Genomic DNA, 16,757 nt, shown 5'->3' with positions numbered 1-16,757 from the left:
CCGATCTATACTAAATTTTCCGAGGCGATCAAGATGACAAGGACCGGCAAAAGGCGCGGCAACAGACTCTCAGTGCTAAAGGGAGCGATCTATGCCATACCGCTGCTCGCCTTGGCCCTGCCGGCTGCAGCACAGAGCCATGGGAAGATCAGAAGCGACGATCTGGCGCTTGCCACCCGGGAAGAGCTGCAGCTCTTCTGGGAGGAAAAGGACCTGATTGTGGAGTCCGCCACCCGGACCGATAAGCCGCTCTCCCAGACCGCGGAAAACATGATCGTAATTACGGCTGGAGAAATCGAAAAGATGAACGCCCACACCGTGGACGAGGTGCTGAGCCGGGTGCCGGGGCTGTTCGTCGATTTTGGTATTCCCGATTTCGTTACCCATTCGGGTCTTCATATCCAAGGGTCCAAACCGACCCATGTGGCGGTCAAAATCGACGGCGTGCCGCTCAACCTCCTCTCCGGCGAGGTCTCCATGTCCTTCATGGTGCCGCTGCAGATCATCGAACGGATCGAGATCGTCAAGGGGGCGGCATCCTCTGCCTGGGGCTCGGCCCTGGGAGGGGTGATCAACATCATTACCAAGGATACCGGCGATACACTCCTACCGCACGGCAGTCTGTACGGCTCCATTGGCGAGGCCAAATCGCTGGACTACGGTGGTGAACTGTCCGGCAAGGCCGGGCCGGTGGAATACTACCTCCATGCCGGCCGACAGGAATCGCAGGGACTACGGGTCGTCCATCTGCTCAAGAACTCCCTGTTCGGTAAACTCACTGTCTCCCCGACCAGCGACCTGACCCTGACGGTCAGCTCCGGCTACATGGACCCGGCCGAAACCTATGCCCCGCCGAAGGCGATCCGGTTTGGTCAACAGCTTGAGGGGCATTTTGATGCCAGTACCTTCTTCGTCAACGGCGAGGCCGCCTACCGCTTCACCGACGACCTTAGCCTGCATGTGAACCTCCATTCCGTCAGGATCAAAGACGATACTTTTTCTATCCTGCGCCCATCGGGGGATCTCTACAACGGCTTAAATGACGTCGACAAGACTATCGGCGGCGGCATCCGCCTGACCTACAGCAGCGGCATGCACAACGCGGTGCTGGGAGGCGAAGGGAGCTACGGCGATGTCGAAGCAACCACCAAATTCGGCCCGATCCTGTCGACGGCGCTCAGTCTTCCGGCCAGCAGCACCGTCTACCCGGATATCACCCGCTGGGCGCTCTATGCCAACGACACCGTGACCCTGGGACCGGTAAGCGTTACCCCTGGTATCCGCTATGACCATAACAACATTGCCGGCGGCTTTGTCTCCCCGAGTCTGGGGATCGCCTGGCAGCTGGCGGATCGCACTGTGGCCAGGGCCTCGGTTGCCCGGGGGTTCACTACTCCGGTGCTGACCAACATGCAGGGGGGCGGGCCGATGCTCAAGCCGAACCCGGACCTCAAACCAGAGCAGGTCTGGTCGTTCCAGGCCGGGATAGAATCCGGGGTGTGCGATTACCTGAACCTGTCGGCCGTCCTGTTCCGCCACGATATGAAGGACGAGCTGACCCAGACCGCGCTGTCGCCAGTCATGTTTTATACCGTCAACAACGGGAATGTAACCCGGCAGGGGTACGAACTGGGGGCAGAGACCGTGCCGTTTTATGATCTGTCATTAAAGGCGGCATTCAGCTATGTGCGGATAAGCCCTGATTCCGCAGCTCCGGGGCAGGACAATTACTTGACCCAGCTCCGCTTCCGCTATGACGACCGGAAATCGCTGAATGTTGATCTCTACGGCCAGCAGACCTGGTGGAACCTGGATGCCTCACAAGGGGCGAAATACAACAACTTCATCTGGGACCTGACCGCTACCAAACGGTTTCAGCTCACCGATACCACGTCAGCGGAACTGTTCGGCACGGTCCACAACCTGTTCAGCGGCTCGTCGTACACCTACTCCCTTTTTCCAAACCCCCAGCGCTGGGTTGAAGGCGGGTTGCGATTCAAGTTCTGACCTTATCCCCCAAGCGAGCACAGTGGAGCGTTTATTGCCCGCCCCTCTTCCGTATATCTCCGAACAGACACGGGATGATGCGGATAAGCGGCCATTTCCGCAAATCACCTTGACTTTTCACGCTGTTACGCGTATTCGTAGTGGCAGCGTCGGAATTAATGAGAATGGAACACCCCGAATAATGTCCAGCTATACGATACCCTGTTTTCGCCTTGTCCTCGCTCTGTTGTTCATAACTGTCATCTCCGGTAATGCCGGCGCCGCCGAGGTCGTTCTGGTCGGCGATACGCAGCTTAAACCAGCGCTGGATATCATTGCCGGCGTCAAAAAAACCCCTCTCTGCCTCGATCAAAATCTACACCCCGACCGAGGTCAAGGGGCGGCTCAAGAGCATAGTTGAGCGCGAAGAGGCGAAAGTGGTCATTGCGCTCGGCAAGGAGTCGCTGGCCGAAGCAATAACGCTCCCCCCGTCGATATCGGTTATCTTCGACCTGGTAGTGACGCCGCCGCAGGTGAAGCGACAAAACATGACCGGCTTTTATCTCGCTACCCCGGTCCGCCCCTATGCCGAGCTTTTGAAGAACAATCTCCAGTCGATCAGAAGAATCGCCGTGGTCGGAAGCCGCGAACAGTTAAGCCTCCTGGCCCGCGAGCAGATCCCCCTGTTCAACTCCTACAGCGTCAGATCGCCATACGAACTGGTCGATACGGTGCGCCAGCTCGATGAGGCGGATGCGATCCTGCTGCTTCCGGACACCTCGCTGCTGACAACCGCGGCAATGGATGAGGCGTACCTGCTCTCGTTCCGGCGCGGCATCCCGCTGTTGGGAATTTCGGAACGGCATGTCAAGCAGGGGGCGCTCCTGGCCCTGGTAGTGGACATGGTAGGCGTCGGCAGAACCATCGGCGAATATGCCACCAAGGCGCTGCACGGAGTCAATATCGGCCAGTTCCCCCCCGCACCGGGCAAACGGTTCGAACTGTATCTGAACACGGAAACCGCACGGCGGATGAAGATCAGCCTCCCTGAACAGCTCGTCAGGACCGCCAAAAGGGTCTTTCCATGAGGATGTCCTTCAGAACTAAGGCTCTGTTGTTCATGATCCCGGTTCTGGCGCTGGTCTCTCTCAGTTACACCTACGAATCGGTCCGGACTGAAAAACGGATCGTCCGGAGCGAAATCCTGAAACGCGCCGAGACGATCACCACCCTTGCTACCAAAACCGGCGAACTCCCCCTATTGTCGCGCAACCCCGAGCAGATCAAACATGCCGTTGCCTTTCTCAGGGCCAATTCCGAGGTCTCTTCGGTCACCTTTTACGATTCCGGCCTGGAGATAATGGTTCACGACGGGGTACCGGCAGCATCCAAAACCCCGATTCTCCGGCGCGACAGATCCATCTCCATGGTTGAATGGGACGACTATTTCCTGTTCTTTGCGCCGATCAATGCCATCCAGGCCAGTGACGAACTGGATTTCATCGGCAGCAGCGACAGTGCGGCAAAGGTGCAGCAGAATATCGGCTGGATCAGGCTCGGATTCTCGAAAAAATCGATGCGGGATACCGAGCGGAAGCTGGTCTTGCAGGGGCTCGGCCTGGCGGCATTCTTTACGCTGTTGAGTTCGATTCTGGCGTATATGCTTATAACCATGGCAACCAGGCCTTTTGCCCGGATCGTCGCCGTTGCCAACGATATCGCCCACGGTGACCTGAGCCGCAATATCGAGATCGAGCGGACCGACGAGCTGGGTGCACTGGCGCTTGCCTTTTCCAGCATGAAAAATACGATCCGCCAGGTACTGCGTGAAACAGAGACGATCATCAGCGGGGTGCAGGCCGGCAACCTGGCAGTCCGGAGCAATGCAACGCAGTTTAAAGGCGAATGGCGCGACCTGATCGAGGGGGTCAATCACCTGACCGATGCCTTTGCCACGGCCAACAACGAGCTGCAATCAACCAACGCGGAGATGCAGCTGGCCAAAGAACAGGCCGAGACCGCCAACCGGGCCAAAAGCGATTTCCTCTCCAGCATGAGCCACGAACTCCGGACACCGCTGAACGCCATCCTCGGTTATGCCCAGATACTGAAGCGCCAGAGAAACATGACCGAGTCCCAGCGCCAGCAGCTGGAGATAATGCAAAGCAGCGGCGAGCATCTACTCACCCTGATCAACGACATCCTGGATGTGGGGAAAATCGAAGCGGACAAGATGGAGATTGAAGATGTCACCTTTGACCTCCCCGCCCTGCTCCGCCAGGTTTATAACCTCACCAAGCTGAATGCCGAGGAAAAAGAGCTCCGTTTTGAGTATCAGGCCGTAACCCCCTTACCGCCGTACGTCCGCGGGGATGAGCGCAAACTCCGGCAGATTCTGCTGAATCTGCTCTCCAACGCGGTCAAGTATACCCAACGCGGCAGCATTAAAATGCAAGTAAGCTATGGGACGACAGGCGAGGAGCAGTTCAGTTGCGAAGTGGTCGATACCGGTATCGGCATCCGGGCCGACAAGCTGGATACGATCTTCGAGCCGTTCACCCAGTTGGCGACCAACCGGAAAGCCCGGGAAGGGACCGGCCTGGGGCTGAACATTACCAAGCGACTGCTGGGGCTGATGAATGGCCATATCAGCGTGGAAAGCGAACCGGGGCGTGGGAGCAGATTCCTGATTGAGTTGCAGCTGCCGTCCATAATGGCCGGCGATGCCCCCCTGGAAGCTGTTGAGTACCATGTCACCGGCTACCGCGGGGAATCGAAACGGATCCTGGTCGTTGACGACAATATCAGCAATGCCGCACTGTTTGTTTCGCTGCTGGAGCCGCTCGGATTCGAAGTCGATACCGCCAGAAACGGCAAGGAAGCGTTGCAACGGAGCGCCGAGTATAGGCCGGACCTGGTACTGATGGATCTGGTCATGCCGGAAATGGACGGGCTGGCTGCCGCCCTGGAAATGAGACGACGGCCGGAACTGGACCGGACCAGGATCATCGGCGCTTCGGCAACCTTAACGAAAAGCATCGACAAGGATGCTTTTGTGGCTGCCTGTGACGACTTCCTCCCCAAGCCGATCCGGATCGACCTCCTTCTGGACAAGATCGGGGCACTGCTGGGGATCGAGTGGGATATGACCGCCCCGGAACCGGCTCAACAGGGTGAGGTGAGCGGCCCGGTCAGGGAAGATTCGGTCTTTGCCGCCCCCTCGCCGGTTGAACTGGACGAATTGTATGATCTGGCCATGAGGGGCGACATGTCGAAAATTGAGGCCTGGGCTGCGGCACTGGAACAGAAAGAGACGGCCTTTGCATCTTTTGCCGCTAAACTGCGTGAACTGGCCGGAGGGTTCCGGACCAAGGCTATTCTGGCGATGGTTGAACAGTATCGAGGTGTTGACAGATGAGTGCGGCCATAGGAAACGATCCGCTGAAACCGGTTATCCTGGCGGTTGATGACGATCCCAACAACCTGGCCGTTGTCCGGGATTGCCTGCAGGAATGCAACTATACCGTTCTCGTGGCCGAGGATGGCGAAAGCGCCGTCACCAGGGCAGATTATGCCCTGCCGGACCTGATTCTGCTCGACGTCATGATGCCCGGCATCGACGGGTTCGAGACCTGTCGCACCCTGAAGGCCCGGGAAAGCACCCGCCATATACCGGTGATCTTCATGACAGCTCTGGCGGAAACCGGGCACAAGGTAAAAGGGCTCGAAGCGGGGGGCGTGGACTATATCACCAAACCATTTCAGCGCGAGGAGCTGCTGGCCCGGATTGCCGTCCACCTGCAGCTCCGGGATCTGACCTCCCGCTTGCAGGAAGCCAAGGAGACGTTGGAGAAAAAGGTGGCAGAGCGGACCCTGGATCTGGCCATTGCCAACCGCGAGCTGGAGGACGAAATCGCCGTACGCCAGGCGGCCCAGGAGCAGCTTCAGGCAAAGGCCGTTATCCTGGAGGAAAAGCTGGCCGAGTTGCAGCAGACTCAGAATGCGCTCGGAAAAAGCGAGCGGAAGTTTCGCGCCATCTTCGATCAGACCTTCGAATTAATGGGGCTCCTGACCCCGGACGGATTGCTTCTGGATGCCAATCAGGCAGCATTGAATTACTGTGGTGCCAAGGAATCAGCGGTTATCGGCAAGCCGTTCTGGGAGACTCCATGGTGGTCATACTCCGAAGCGCAGCGGGGAAATGTGCGTGAGGCCGTTGCCATGGCCGCAGCAGGGGGGATTGTACGTTTTGAAGCCAAATACCGGGATGCCGACAACAAAATCCATTATATCGACTTTTCCATAAAACCTTTGATGGACGATGACGGTAACGTCCTGATGCTTATCTCGGAAGGTCGCGACATAACCACGAGCAAAAAACTTGAACAGGAGCTCCGCCAGGCCCAGAAAATGGAAGCCATCGGCACCCTGGCAGCCGGCATTGCCCATGACTTCAACAACATCCTCACCTCCATTGTCGGCAACACCGAGATGGCGCTCAGCAATATTCCGGCCGGAGAACCGGTGCGGCGCAATATCGAGCGGGTACTCGAATCCGGCTCCCGCGCCACTGACCTTGTCAAGCAGATCCTGACCTTCAGCAGACAGTCGGAGCAGGAACTGAAACCGGTACTGCTGGCAGCGATCATCAATGAGGTGGTAAACCTGCTGCGTTCAACGTTGCCGTCAACCATCGATATCCGGACCGCTATCGATATCCCTCCTGAAGATGCCTTGGTAATGGCCGATCCGATCCAGCTTCATCAAGTGCTGATGAACCTCTGCACCAACGCGGCCCATGCCATGCGGTCCGATGGCGGAGTCCTGGCAATTACCCTGAACGAAGTCATGGCTGATGACTCTCTTATCTCCCGCCATCCCAGCCTGAAGCCTGGTCCGCACGTCATACTCACCGTAAGCGACACCGGGCATGGCATGGACAGTTCGACAGTGGGGAGAATTTTCGACCCCTATTTCACCACGAAAAAACCTGGCGAGGGTACCGGCCTGGGGCTATCGGTGACTCTCGGGATCGTTCAGAGCCAGGGAGGAACAATTTCAGTTTATAGCGAACCAGGACAGGGCACGAGCTTTCAGATCTATCTCCCCAAGACCGACGCGAAAATTGCCCATTCCGCCAACAAGGCGGAAGATCCGCTTCCCACCGGAAAGGAACGCATTCTGTTCGTCGACGACGAGCAGCTTCTGGTTGAAATGGCCCAGGAGATGCTCAATGCCCTCGGCTATCATGTTGTTGCCGTAACCAGCAGCCTCGAAACCCTGGAGAGGTTTCAAGCCCAACCGTTCGCTTATGACCTCCTCATCACTGACATGACCATGCCCGGACTGACCGGCAGGGAGTTGTCCCGGTCGATCCGCGCCATCCGCCCGGATATGCCGATCATCATGTGTTCGGGATTTACCGAATTCATCAATGCAGCAGAGGCCAAGGAAGCCGGAATCAGCGAATTCCTCATGAAACCTTATTCCACGGCCAGTCTCGCCAAAGCGGTTCGTAAGGCGCTGGATGAGGTCTTTGGCCAGCCGGAATAGTCAGCAACGTTATTAAACCTTTATTTCCCCTGCCCCCGCTTCATACTCGTATCTTCCCGATCGTTTGACTGCCTCTTGTCAGCCGACTCCAAATGGAAGCATCCTTGACATGGCCCTTATTGGAGAGAGAATTTTATGGTACTTCAATAAGTGCGCTATTGGATCGCCATGCTCAAGGAATTCAAAAATCTCAGATTGAGCATCAAAATCGCCCTGCTTGGCGCTGGCAGCGTTGTGATCACCGCGGCAGCCCTGGTAACTCTGGCAATGTGGCAGAGCAGCCAGTACAACGCGCTTGCAAAAGCCGAAGTGGACAGGTTGATCGAATCGGATCTCAATCATGTCACCGAAGGGGTATACAATCTCGTCAGCAACGAATATGAAGCCGCCCGGTACAGACTCGCTGTCAGCCGTAAGGCAGCCGGACAAATACCGGATCGATCCGCCAGGACCGTGGAGCCCGGAGCGGCGTCAATCCTGCTCCCGGCCATGGCAAACGAGCAGGAGATCGTGGCAAACATTCGCAAGGTGATCACGGCCATTAAACTGGGACAGTCAGGTTATGTCTATATTCTGCGGGGAAAGGGGGCGAACAGGGGACAATACGTAATATCCCAGCGAGGGGTGAGAGACGGCGAAGACATCTGGGAAACCAGAGATTCGGATGGCAACCCGATAATCAAGATCATCGTTGCCAAGGCAACAGTCTTGCCCAGGGGAGCGCTTGCAACCGAGCGTTACCGCTGGCAAAACCGGGGCGAACGGTTGCCGCGCTGGAAAGTGGCGCGACTCGCCTATTTCGAGCCGCTGGACTGGGTGATCGGCGTAAGTGTCTATGAAGATGAGCTGCAGATGTACCGGGAGGTTCTTAACGGCGGCCAAAAGCGGATGATGACAATCCTGAGCATTGCCGGAGCTATTATCTCCTGCCTTATCGGCATGCTCGGCGTTGCACTCGCCCTGACCATCGCCCGTCCTTTAAAGCAGCTCCAGAAGGGTGTCGAAACCATCATCGCCGGCGATCTGGATCAGGAATTGCCGTTGCAGGCCGATGACGAGACCGGCGACCTGACCAGGTCCTTCAACATCATGACCAATCGGCTCAAAGAGACCAACGAAGAGATCCGGCAGATGGTCGTGGGAATTGTCGAGAGCGAAGAACTGCTGCGGATGGCCGAAGAGATATCCCATGTCGGCTCCTGGTCGCTCGATCTCACCTCAAACCGGCTCTCCTGGTCCGACGAGGTCTATCGGATTTTCGGGCACGAACCGCAGGCGTTCGAACCGACCTATGAAGATTTCCTCGAAATGGTCCACCCGGAAGATCGCGAACTGGTCAAAAAAGCATACTCTGAATCGATAGACGCAGGAAATGCCCGGTACGAGATCGAACACCGGATAATCCGGGAAAAGACCGGGGAAGTCCGGATGGTTTTTGAAAGTTGTTTCCATATCCGCAATGAAGAAGGGCACATCATCAGGTCAACCGGCATGGTGCGTGACATTACCGAGCAAAAACAGGCTGAGGAGGCATTGGAAAAACGGATTCTGTCGTTGACCCGGCCTCTGGATGACAACTGGAGCATCGATTTTGAAGACCTGTTCAACCTGAACGATATCCAGCGTCTGCAGGATGAGTTTGCCCAGGCCACCGGGGTTGCCTCAATAATTACATACCCTGATGGCACACCGATCACGCAACCGAGCAACTTCTGCCGGCTGTGCTTCGATATTATCCGCAAAACCGAAAAGGGGCTGGCAAACTGTTACAAATCCGACGCAATACTGGGGCGTCTTTCCCACAGAGGACCGGCAATTCAGCCCTGCATGAGTGGCGGCTTATGGGATGCGGGCGCCGGTATTTCGGTTGGCGGACGGCATATTGCCAATTGGCTCATCGGCCAGGTGCGCGACGAGACTCAGACTGAGGAGAGGATGCGCGAGTATGCCCGGGAGATTGGCGCCGATGAACAGGAGTTGCTGGCGGCGTTCCGCGAAGTACCCTCCATGTCGCACGAAAAATTCGAGGCTGTTGCCAGAGCCCTCTTCACCCTAGCCAACCAGCTCTCCGCAACGGCCTACCAGAATATTCAACAGGCGCGTTTCATCTCCGAACGAAAGCAAATGGAAGCTGAGCTGCACCTTCTGAATTCAGAGCTGGAGAACCGCGTGGCAATACGAACCGCTGAACTCGAGCGGATGAACAGCGAACTGGAAAGCTTCTGTTACTCGATTTCCCATGAAATACGCGCCCCGATCGCCCGGCTTGAAGGGTTCAGCAGTACCATAAAAGAGGTCGCCGGCAATCCGGACTCTGATCTTCTTGTTTACTGTGCCGAACGGATAGAAACTGCCAGCAACCGCCTCAAAACGGTCATAGACAGCCTCCTGACACTGAATCGTCTGTCACGCGCCGAGATGGCACTGATGCCGGTCAACCTTTCCGGCATTGCGACACAGGTAATGAACGAACTCGTCGAGGATAGCGGCGGCCGCAGCATTAAGGCCATCATACCCCCGGAGATCGTTGTCCAGGGAGACCCGGACATGCTGGAGATCTGCATGCGAAACCTCCTGGGCAATGCCGTCAAATTCACGGAAAAGACCATCAGAGCAGTCGTTGAATTCGGGCAGACGGAGAGGGATGGCGAAATCGTTTATTTCGTCCGCGATAACGGGGCAGGGTTCGACATGGAGTATACCAAGAATCTCTTTGTCCCGTTTTGCCGGCTGCATTCCGAGACCGAGTTCGAAGGGATCGGCTTCGGGCTGGCAACCGTTCAGCGGGTCATCGAAAAACATGGGGGAAAAATCTGGGCAGAGGCGGCGCCGGACAAAGGCGCAACCTTTTATTTCACCCTTAGCGCCGTGGGGGCTAACGGTAACTCTTCCTCCGGAAAAGACCGGTTTTGATGGAAGCGATCCGGTCCAGAAACAGCATCCCGTCCAGATGATCGATTTCATGCTGCATGGCGACTGCCTCGAAACCGGTTGCCTCAACCTCCCGCGTCGTTCCCCAGATGTCCAGATAACGCACGACAATCCGCGTTGCGCGCACCACGTCGCCGGTGTAATCCGGCACGCTCATGCACCCTTCTCTCATTACCGCCTCGCCGTCGCGCTCGACAATCTCGGGATTCACCAGCGCCAGCAAGCCATGGTTATTGTCCCTGCCGAGCTTGCTGTTGGAGACGTCCACCACGCAGACCCGCAGCGAAACCCCGATCTGGGGCGCGGCAACCCCTACGGAACCGGGGCCTTCACGCATGGTGTCGATCAGGTCTTCGATCAGCCCCCGGATTTCGCCATCAACGACATCCACTTGGTGAGCCAATTTTTTGAGAATCGGATGAGGATATAGCAGTATCTTCTGACTCGGCATCGTATCAGAGGGAGACCGGGGTGATGCTTCGCACCGTGATCTCCACCTTCAGCTCCTTCCGCAGATTTTCCAGCAGGCTGGAGATATCATCGATGCTGACGCCCGCCGGCAGGGTCGCCTCCAGCATCAGCACATAGACCGGCTCCTCGACAGTGCCGATCAGCTTGGTGTTGAGGTCGGCGATGTTCACCTTCAGATCGGCAAGCACCCTGGTAACCCGGTACACGATCCCGGGCTGATCAGAACCGTAAACCGAGATCAGGCAGAGTTCGCCCTCCTCCTTCACCGGGCAGATCTCCGCTTCCGACAGGGTCCGGACATAGGTGACCAGGCCGGTACGTTCGTTCAGCCCCTTGAATTCGTCCACCAGTTTGGACTTTGTGAACGGCTTTTCGTGGGACACGATCAGGATCATGGCAAAATCCCCGCCCAGCATGGTGCAGCTGGAGTCCTCGATATTGCACCCCAGCCTGAACAGCACCTCGGTCACGTCGGCCACGATACCGGGCCGGTCCTTGCTGATGATGGTCACGGCAAAGTGAACCAGATTTTCCTTGCGACAATGGGTCATATAATCTCTCCCTGCGGCCTCATTCTACAGCTTGTTGATGAACACTTCCCGCGGCTTGCTGGTGCCGTCGGAGGGGCCGACGATCCCTTCCTGTTCCATCTTCTCGATGATCCGGGCCGCCCGGTTGTAGCCGATCCGCAGGCGGCGCTGGATCATGGATATGGAGGCCTGCTTGGCTTCGGCCACCAGGGCCACGGCATCGTCGTACCGCTCGTCCATCTCTTCGTCGTCGCTGCCGCTCTTGTCGTCGCCGACCTTGACTTCCAGGATCGACTTGTCGTAGACCGGCTTCCCCTGCTTCTTGAGGAAATCGACCACCCGCTGCACCTCGGCATCGGAGACGAAGGCGCCGTGGCTTCGCTGCAGCTTTGAGGTGCCGGGCGGCAGGAACAGCATGTCGCCCGCTCCCAGCAGCGATTCCGCGCCGTTGCAGTCGAGGATGGTGCGGGAGTCGATCTTGCTCGACACCTGGAACGAGACTCGCGCCGGGAAGTTGGCCTTGATCAGGCCGGTGATGACATCCACGGACGGCCGCTGGGTGGCGAGGATCAGGTGGATACCGGCGGCGCGAGCCATCTGGGCCAGCCGCGCGATCGACTCTTCGATTTCCCGGCCAGCCACCATCATCAGGTCGGCCAGCTCGTCGACAATGACGACGATGTACGGCAGGTGGCCGTGCTCCAGCGCCTCTTCCTTGTCGAGAAAGGCCTGGATGGCCGCATCGTCGGTCTCAGGCTCCACGACCTCGTCAACGAGCAGAATATCCTGGGACTTGAGCTCCTCGATCTCCTTTTCCTGCTTTTCCAGCGCCCGGTTGTAGGAGTCGATGTTCCTGACCCCCTTATCGGCCATCAGACGATAGCGCCGCCCCATCTCCTCTACTGCCCAGCGGAGCGAGATGGACGCTTTTTCGGGTTGGTCACCACCGGCAGCAGCAGATGGGGGATGCCGTCATAGACCGACAGCTCCAGCATCTTGGGGTCGACCATGATGATCCGGACATCTTTCGGCGTGTGGGTGTACAGAAGCGACAGGATCATGGTGTTGATCGAGACCGACTTGCCCGAGCCGGTGGCACCGGCCACCAGCAGGTGCGGCATCTTGGCCAGGTCGGTCACCAGCGGCAGGCCGGCGATATCCTTTCCCAGAGCCAGCGGCAGTTTGTATTTCCCCTTCTGGAACTCCTCGCTGGTGAAGATCTCCTTGAGCGAGACCATCTCCCGGTCGCGGTTGGGGAGCTCGATACCGACCACCCCTTTCCCGGGAATCGGGGCAACGATCCGGATCGACAAGGCCTGGAGCGCCATGGAGAGATCGTCGGCCAGCCCGGCGATTTTGCTGACCTTGATCCCGGGGCCGGGAGCGAATTCATACATGGTGACCACCGGGCCGGGACAGATCTCCACCACTTCGCCGTCCACGCCGAAATCACGCAGCTTCTTCTCCAGCAGCCGCGCATTCATGGTGAGCACTTCCTTGTCAACCTTGCGGCTGCTTGCCGGCGGGGGATCGAGCAGCGACAGCGGCGGGGTGCGGAAACCGTCTTCGTTCTTGGCAAAGTCGAACAGCTCCTGCTGGGGCTTGAGCTTCTCGGCCTCCTGCTTTTCCTTTTTCATCGATTTCGGCGGAGCCGGGATATTCACCGGGACCGGCTTGATCAGCGGTTCGGGCTTGTCGCTCTCCCTGGGCTTGGCGTCCTTCATGATCTCCCGGTTCAACGCCTGCTTCTCCCGGTAACGTGCCCACCGGTCTCCCATGGAGTTGATCCACCAGTCGGCAAACAGGACAAAGGAGAACCGGGACATGATCGTAATCGATGCCGCCAGAACCGGCAGCAGCAGAAGCAGCGCCCCGGCAACACCGAGCAGACCCTTGAGCATGGTGACGGTCTTGTACCCGATGGCCCCGCCGGTGGGGATCCGCTGGCCGAACAGGGCCGTGAACTCGATATTGAAGGCGAACAGGGCGGAGAGAGATACCATCAGCCCGAAAAAGGCGATCACCTTGTAGACCGTTATCTTCAGCTCCTTGAACCGGAGCAGCCGGTACGAGGTATAGAGCATGGCACCGGCAACGACGTACGCAGCAACGCCGAAGAACTGCAGAAGCAGGTCGGCCACCTGCGCCCCGAGCCTGCCGCCGAAGTTATGTACCCCCGCTTCCGTGGAAAAGGTATTGAACGAGAGATCGTCAGCGTTGAACGAAACCAGCGCCACCAGCACGAACAAACCGGCGGCGCCAAGCAGCATCCCCTTGATTTCGCTGGTCAGCTTCTCTTTTTTCGGTGCTTGATCGTCCATGAAAATCCCTATAAATCGGGCAACGCCAGTAGTTTTGACAATCCGTAGATTAGTATCACAAAAGGATGTCACACACAATCATCTCTATACCGGCATCGTCTGGCGCAATACCGCCCGGAATTTCTCCGCCGCCGGAGAGAGGGATCGCCCCCGGCGCCAGACCAGGGAAAACAAACGCTTTTGCGTGATCCCCCCCAGATCTATGGCAATCAGATCACCGGCGGCCAATTCGCCGGCAACAGCGACCTCCGACAGGAAAGCCGGTCCGCATCCGGCTATTACCGCCTGCTTGACCGCCTCGCTGGTCGAAAATACCGCGCCGATCTTGAGTTCGCGGCCATCAATCCCAGCTTGGCGCAACAGTTCGGCAACTGCCCGGCCGGTTCCCGAACCCTGCTCCCGCGCAACCAGGACCTCGGACTTCAGTTCGCAGACATCGATCCTGCCGGCCTCTCCCCAGGGGTGGCCCCGTTTCACGACCAGCCGCACAGTATCGTTCCCGACGACTTCCGACTCAAACGCCGAATCTTCGGAAGGCGCACCAACAACTGCCAGTTCCACAGTCTCGTCACGGAGGAGCGCCAGCGCTTCGCGGCTGTCCCGGATATCCGCGATGACCTTGATCCCCGGAGCCTGTCTGCGCAAAAGCGCTACCGCCTCCGGGATCAGGTAGGTCCCCGGAATGCTGCTGCCGGCAACCCGCAGTTCGACATCCTCAGCGCAGCTGAAACGGCGGATCGCCTGCTCCGCGCCCCGCAACGCCGCCAGAACCTTTCTGGAACTATGCAGCAGGGTCTTGCCCGCCTGGGTGGGGACAGCGCCCCGCCCGGTTCTGTCGAGCAGCCGGACCCCAGCTGCCTGCTCCAGGGCCGCAATATGCTGGCTGGCCGTGGATTGCGTCAGGCAGACCGCTTCCGCTCCCTTGGAGAAACTGCCGCTCTCAACAATTGCCACAAACACCTCAAGTTGCTTAATATTCATGCCCACCGCCTATCGCTAAAATCAGTTAACTCTATCGCTTTTGTTGAAGATCTCAATATCGTTTTTTCGGCTGGCTGGTTACCATTCGGAAGCGATGAAAAGCAGCCGAGGCTTTCGTTGCCCGGATCGGAACCGGCTGCTTGACCTTTTTCCGGCGCTCTGTTAAAAGGGCGTTGGTTTCCGGGGGCCGAACGGTTCTCCCTGGAATCGGGGGTATTTCATGTGCAGTGCCGAAAGGACGACCGGAGCTCCGCTCATCCGCCTCGACGGAGCTGGTTGGGGATTTGCTGGTCCGGTCGGGTTTGACGGCCATCAGGCAGCCCTGACGGCCTGGCATCCCGGCGAGGTGGCGAATGCCATCGCCGCAGCCGAGGCAGCCGCCGCTGCGGGGCTCCACCTGGTCGGCTTTATCTCCTATGAAGCGGCAAGCGCCATAAATCCGATCCTGCCAGCCAAGGCCCCGCTCCCCGGTCTGCCGCTCGCCTGGTTTGCCTCGTTCCGGGAAGTTGCCGCAATCCCCTGCGCAAGCGATACCTGCCCTCCCCTGCCGTTGAGCCCGGCGCAGACTTTGACCGAATACCGGCGTGATGCTCGCAAGGTTCTCGATTACATCTCCGCAGGCGACTGCTACCAGATCAATCTGACCTTCCCCCTTACCGGGCAAACGGCAAGCCCACCTCTGTCGCTCTACTGCGGGATGATAAAGTCGCAACCCCCACCTTATGCCGCCTATATTGATACCGGTGAGTTCGCAATACTGTCCCTTTCTCCGGAACTTTTTTTCCGCCGGCACCAGGAGGAGATCGAGACGCGCCCCATGAAAGGGACCGCACTCAGAGGACGATTCCCTGCAGAGGACCGGTTGCTGGCCGACAGGCTCAAAGAGAGCCCGAAAGAGCGGGCAGAGAACCTGATGATCGTCGATCTGCTGCGCAACGACCTCGGCATGGTGGCAGAGATCGGGACGGTCCGGGTGCCGGAACTGTTCACCCTGGAAAGCTATCCCACCGTTCACCAGATGACCTCGACCATCAGCGCAGGAGTGAAGCCGGAGCGGTCTCTGGCCGAGCTACTGGCTGCTCTGTTCCCCTGCGGCTCCGTAACCGGCGCGCCGAAGCGTCGCTCGATGGAGATCATCGCCGAACTGGAGAACCGGCCCCGCGGGGTCTACTGCGGAGCAATCGGATATCTTGCCCCTGGCGGCAAGACGACCTTTAGCGTTGCCATCCGGACGCTCTTGGCCGACCATGTGAAGCAGCAGACGATACTGGGGGTCGGCAGTGGCATAACCGCCGACAGCAGCCATGCAGATGAGTACCGGGAATGCCTGGCAAAAGGGGCCTTTGCCTCAACGCCCCTGCCTGCCGTCGGGCTGATCGAATCGCTCCGGCTGGAGAACGGCACCTATCCACGCCGGGAACGGCATCTGCACCGCCTGACCTGGTCTGCCGGTCGCCTGGGTATGCCGTGCGACCGTGGCGAAGCCGAACGTCTTCTCGATACGGAGTCCCGGAAACCGGGCATCCGCAAGGTCCGCCTTCATCTTGACCGGACTGGGACCCTGTCCGTGGGCTCGGCACCGTTGCAGGACGAGCCGTCCCCCCTGCTGCTGGCGCTGGACAATGACCACCCTGCTGAGCCTGACGATCTGCTGCTCTTCCTCAAGACTGATTGCCGCGAGCGGTACGAGGCGGCGCGCGCCCGGCACCCGGATGTCGACGAGGTCCTGCTGCTGAACAGCCGGGGGGAACTGACCGAAGGGAGCTACAATTCGCTGGTTTTGAAGATCAATGGCGAGATGATCACCCCGCCGCTGGCAAGCGGACTGCTGCCCGGCATATTGCGCGAAGAGCTGCTGGAACGGGGGGAGCTGGCCGAAAGGGTTCTCTACCCGGCCGACCTGTGGCAGGCGGAGGAGATCTGGCTGATCAACTCCGTCAGGGGAAGGCGACGGGGTAAAATGACCGGAGGCTACCCCTGTTGA

The 16,757-nt window shown here is 58.5% G+C and carries 9 protein-coding genes and 1 pseudogene; 6 read left to right on the top strand and 4 right to left on the bottom strand.

What is annotated here, in order from left to right; genetic code table 11:
- The first annotated feature begins 33 nt into the window (after nucleotides 1-33).
- From OR1_RS04610 to OR1_RS20585, 5 genes are all read left to right on the top strand, one after another.
- On the top strand, nucleotides 34-2,007 hold the full coding sequence (locus tag OR1_RS04610) for a TonB-dependent siderophore receptor (RefSeq protein WP_041970290.1): 1,974 nt from the start codon (nucleotides 34-36) through the stop codon (nucleotides 2,005-2,007).
- Between the two features lie 314 nt (nucleotides 2,008-2,321).
- A complete protein-coding gene (locus tag OR1_RS04605) occupies nucleotides 2,322-3,074 on the top strand; it encodes an ABC transporter substrate-binding protein (protein ID WP_041970289.1) in 753 nt (250 codons plus the stop codon).
- Nucleotides 3,075-3,076: 2 nt separating this feature from the next.
- A complete protein-coding gene (locus OR1_RS20590; RefSeq protein WP_160295210.1) occupies nucleotides 3,077-5,404 on the top strand; it encodes an ATP-binding protein in 2,328 nt (775 codons plus the stop codon).
- A complete protein-coding gene (locus tag OR1_RS04595; protein ID WP_052440257.1) occupies nucleotides 5,401-7,539 on the top strand; it encodes a response regulator in 2,139 nt (712 codons plus the stop codon). The genes OR1_RS20590 and OR1_RS04595 overlap by 4 nt, the downstream gene beginning before the upstream one ends.
- 150 nt (nucleotides 7,540-7,689) lie before the next feature.
- Nucleotides 7,690-10,452, top strand: coding sequence for a PocR ligand-binding domain-containing protein (locus OR1_RS20585; RefSeq protein WP_152609809.1), 2,763 nt, complete (start codon nucleotides 7,690-7,692; stop codon nucleotides 10,450-10,452).
- Here the strand turns inward: OR1_RS20585 and def are convergent.
- From def to OR1_RS04570, 4 genes and pseudogenes are all read right to left on the bottom strand, one after another.
- Nucleotides 10,415-10,921: a peptide deformylase gene (gene def, locus OR1_RS04585; protein ID WP_041970287.1), complete on the bottom strand. Its 507-nt coding sequence runs from the start codon at nucleotides 10,919-10,921 to the stop codon at nucleotides 10,415-10,417. The two genes, OR1_RS20585 and def, sit on opposite strands and share 38 nt — an antisense overlap.
- A 4-nt stretch (nucleotides 10,922-10,925) precedes the next feature.
- The gene (locus tag OR1_RS04580; protein WP_041970285.1) at nucleotides 10,926-11,492 is read right to left on the bottom strand and encodes a glycine cleavage system protein R; all 567 of its coding nucleotides are present in this window, start codon (nucleotides 11,490-11,492) and stop codon (nucleotides 10,926-10,928) included.
- Nucleotides 11,493-11,516: 24 nt separating this feature from the next.
- Nucleotides 11,517-13,792, bottom strand: a pseudogene (locus OR1_RS22690) (DNA translocase FtsK).
- Between the two features lie 84 nt (nucleotides 13,793-13,876).
- Nucleotides 13,877-14,773, bottom strand: a complete 897-nt coding sequence (locus OR1_RS04570) for a LysR family transcriptional regulator (RefSeq protein WP_041970284.1) — start codon at nucleotides 14,771-14,773, stop codon at nucleotides 13,877-13,879.
- 220 nt (nucleotides 14,774-14,993) lie between these two features.
- Between OR1_RS04570 and pabB the strand changes: the two genes are divergently transcribed.
- Nucleotides 14,994-16,757: an aminodeoxychorismate synthase component I gene (gene pabB / locus OR1_RS04565; RefSeq protein WP_052440255.1), complete on the top strand. Its 1,764-nt coding sequence runs from the start codon at nucleotides 14,994-14,996 to the stop codon at nucleotides 16,755-16,757.

Origin of the sequence: Geobacter sp. OR-1, from assembly GCF_000813145.1 — a bacterium.
Lineage (GTDB): Bacteria > Desulfobacterota > Desulfuromonadia > Geobacterales > DSM-12255 > Geoanaerobacter.
The sequence above is the reverse complement of the archived record's forward strand: the minus strand, read 5'-3'. Positions and strand labels throughout refer to the sequence as shown.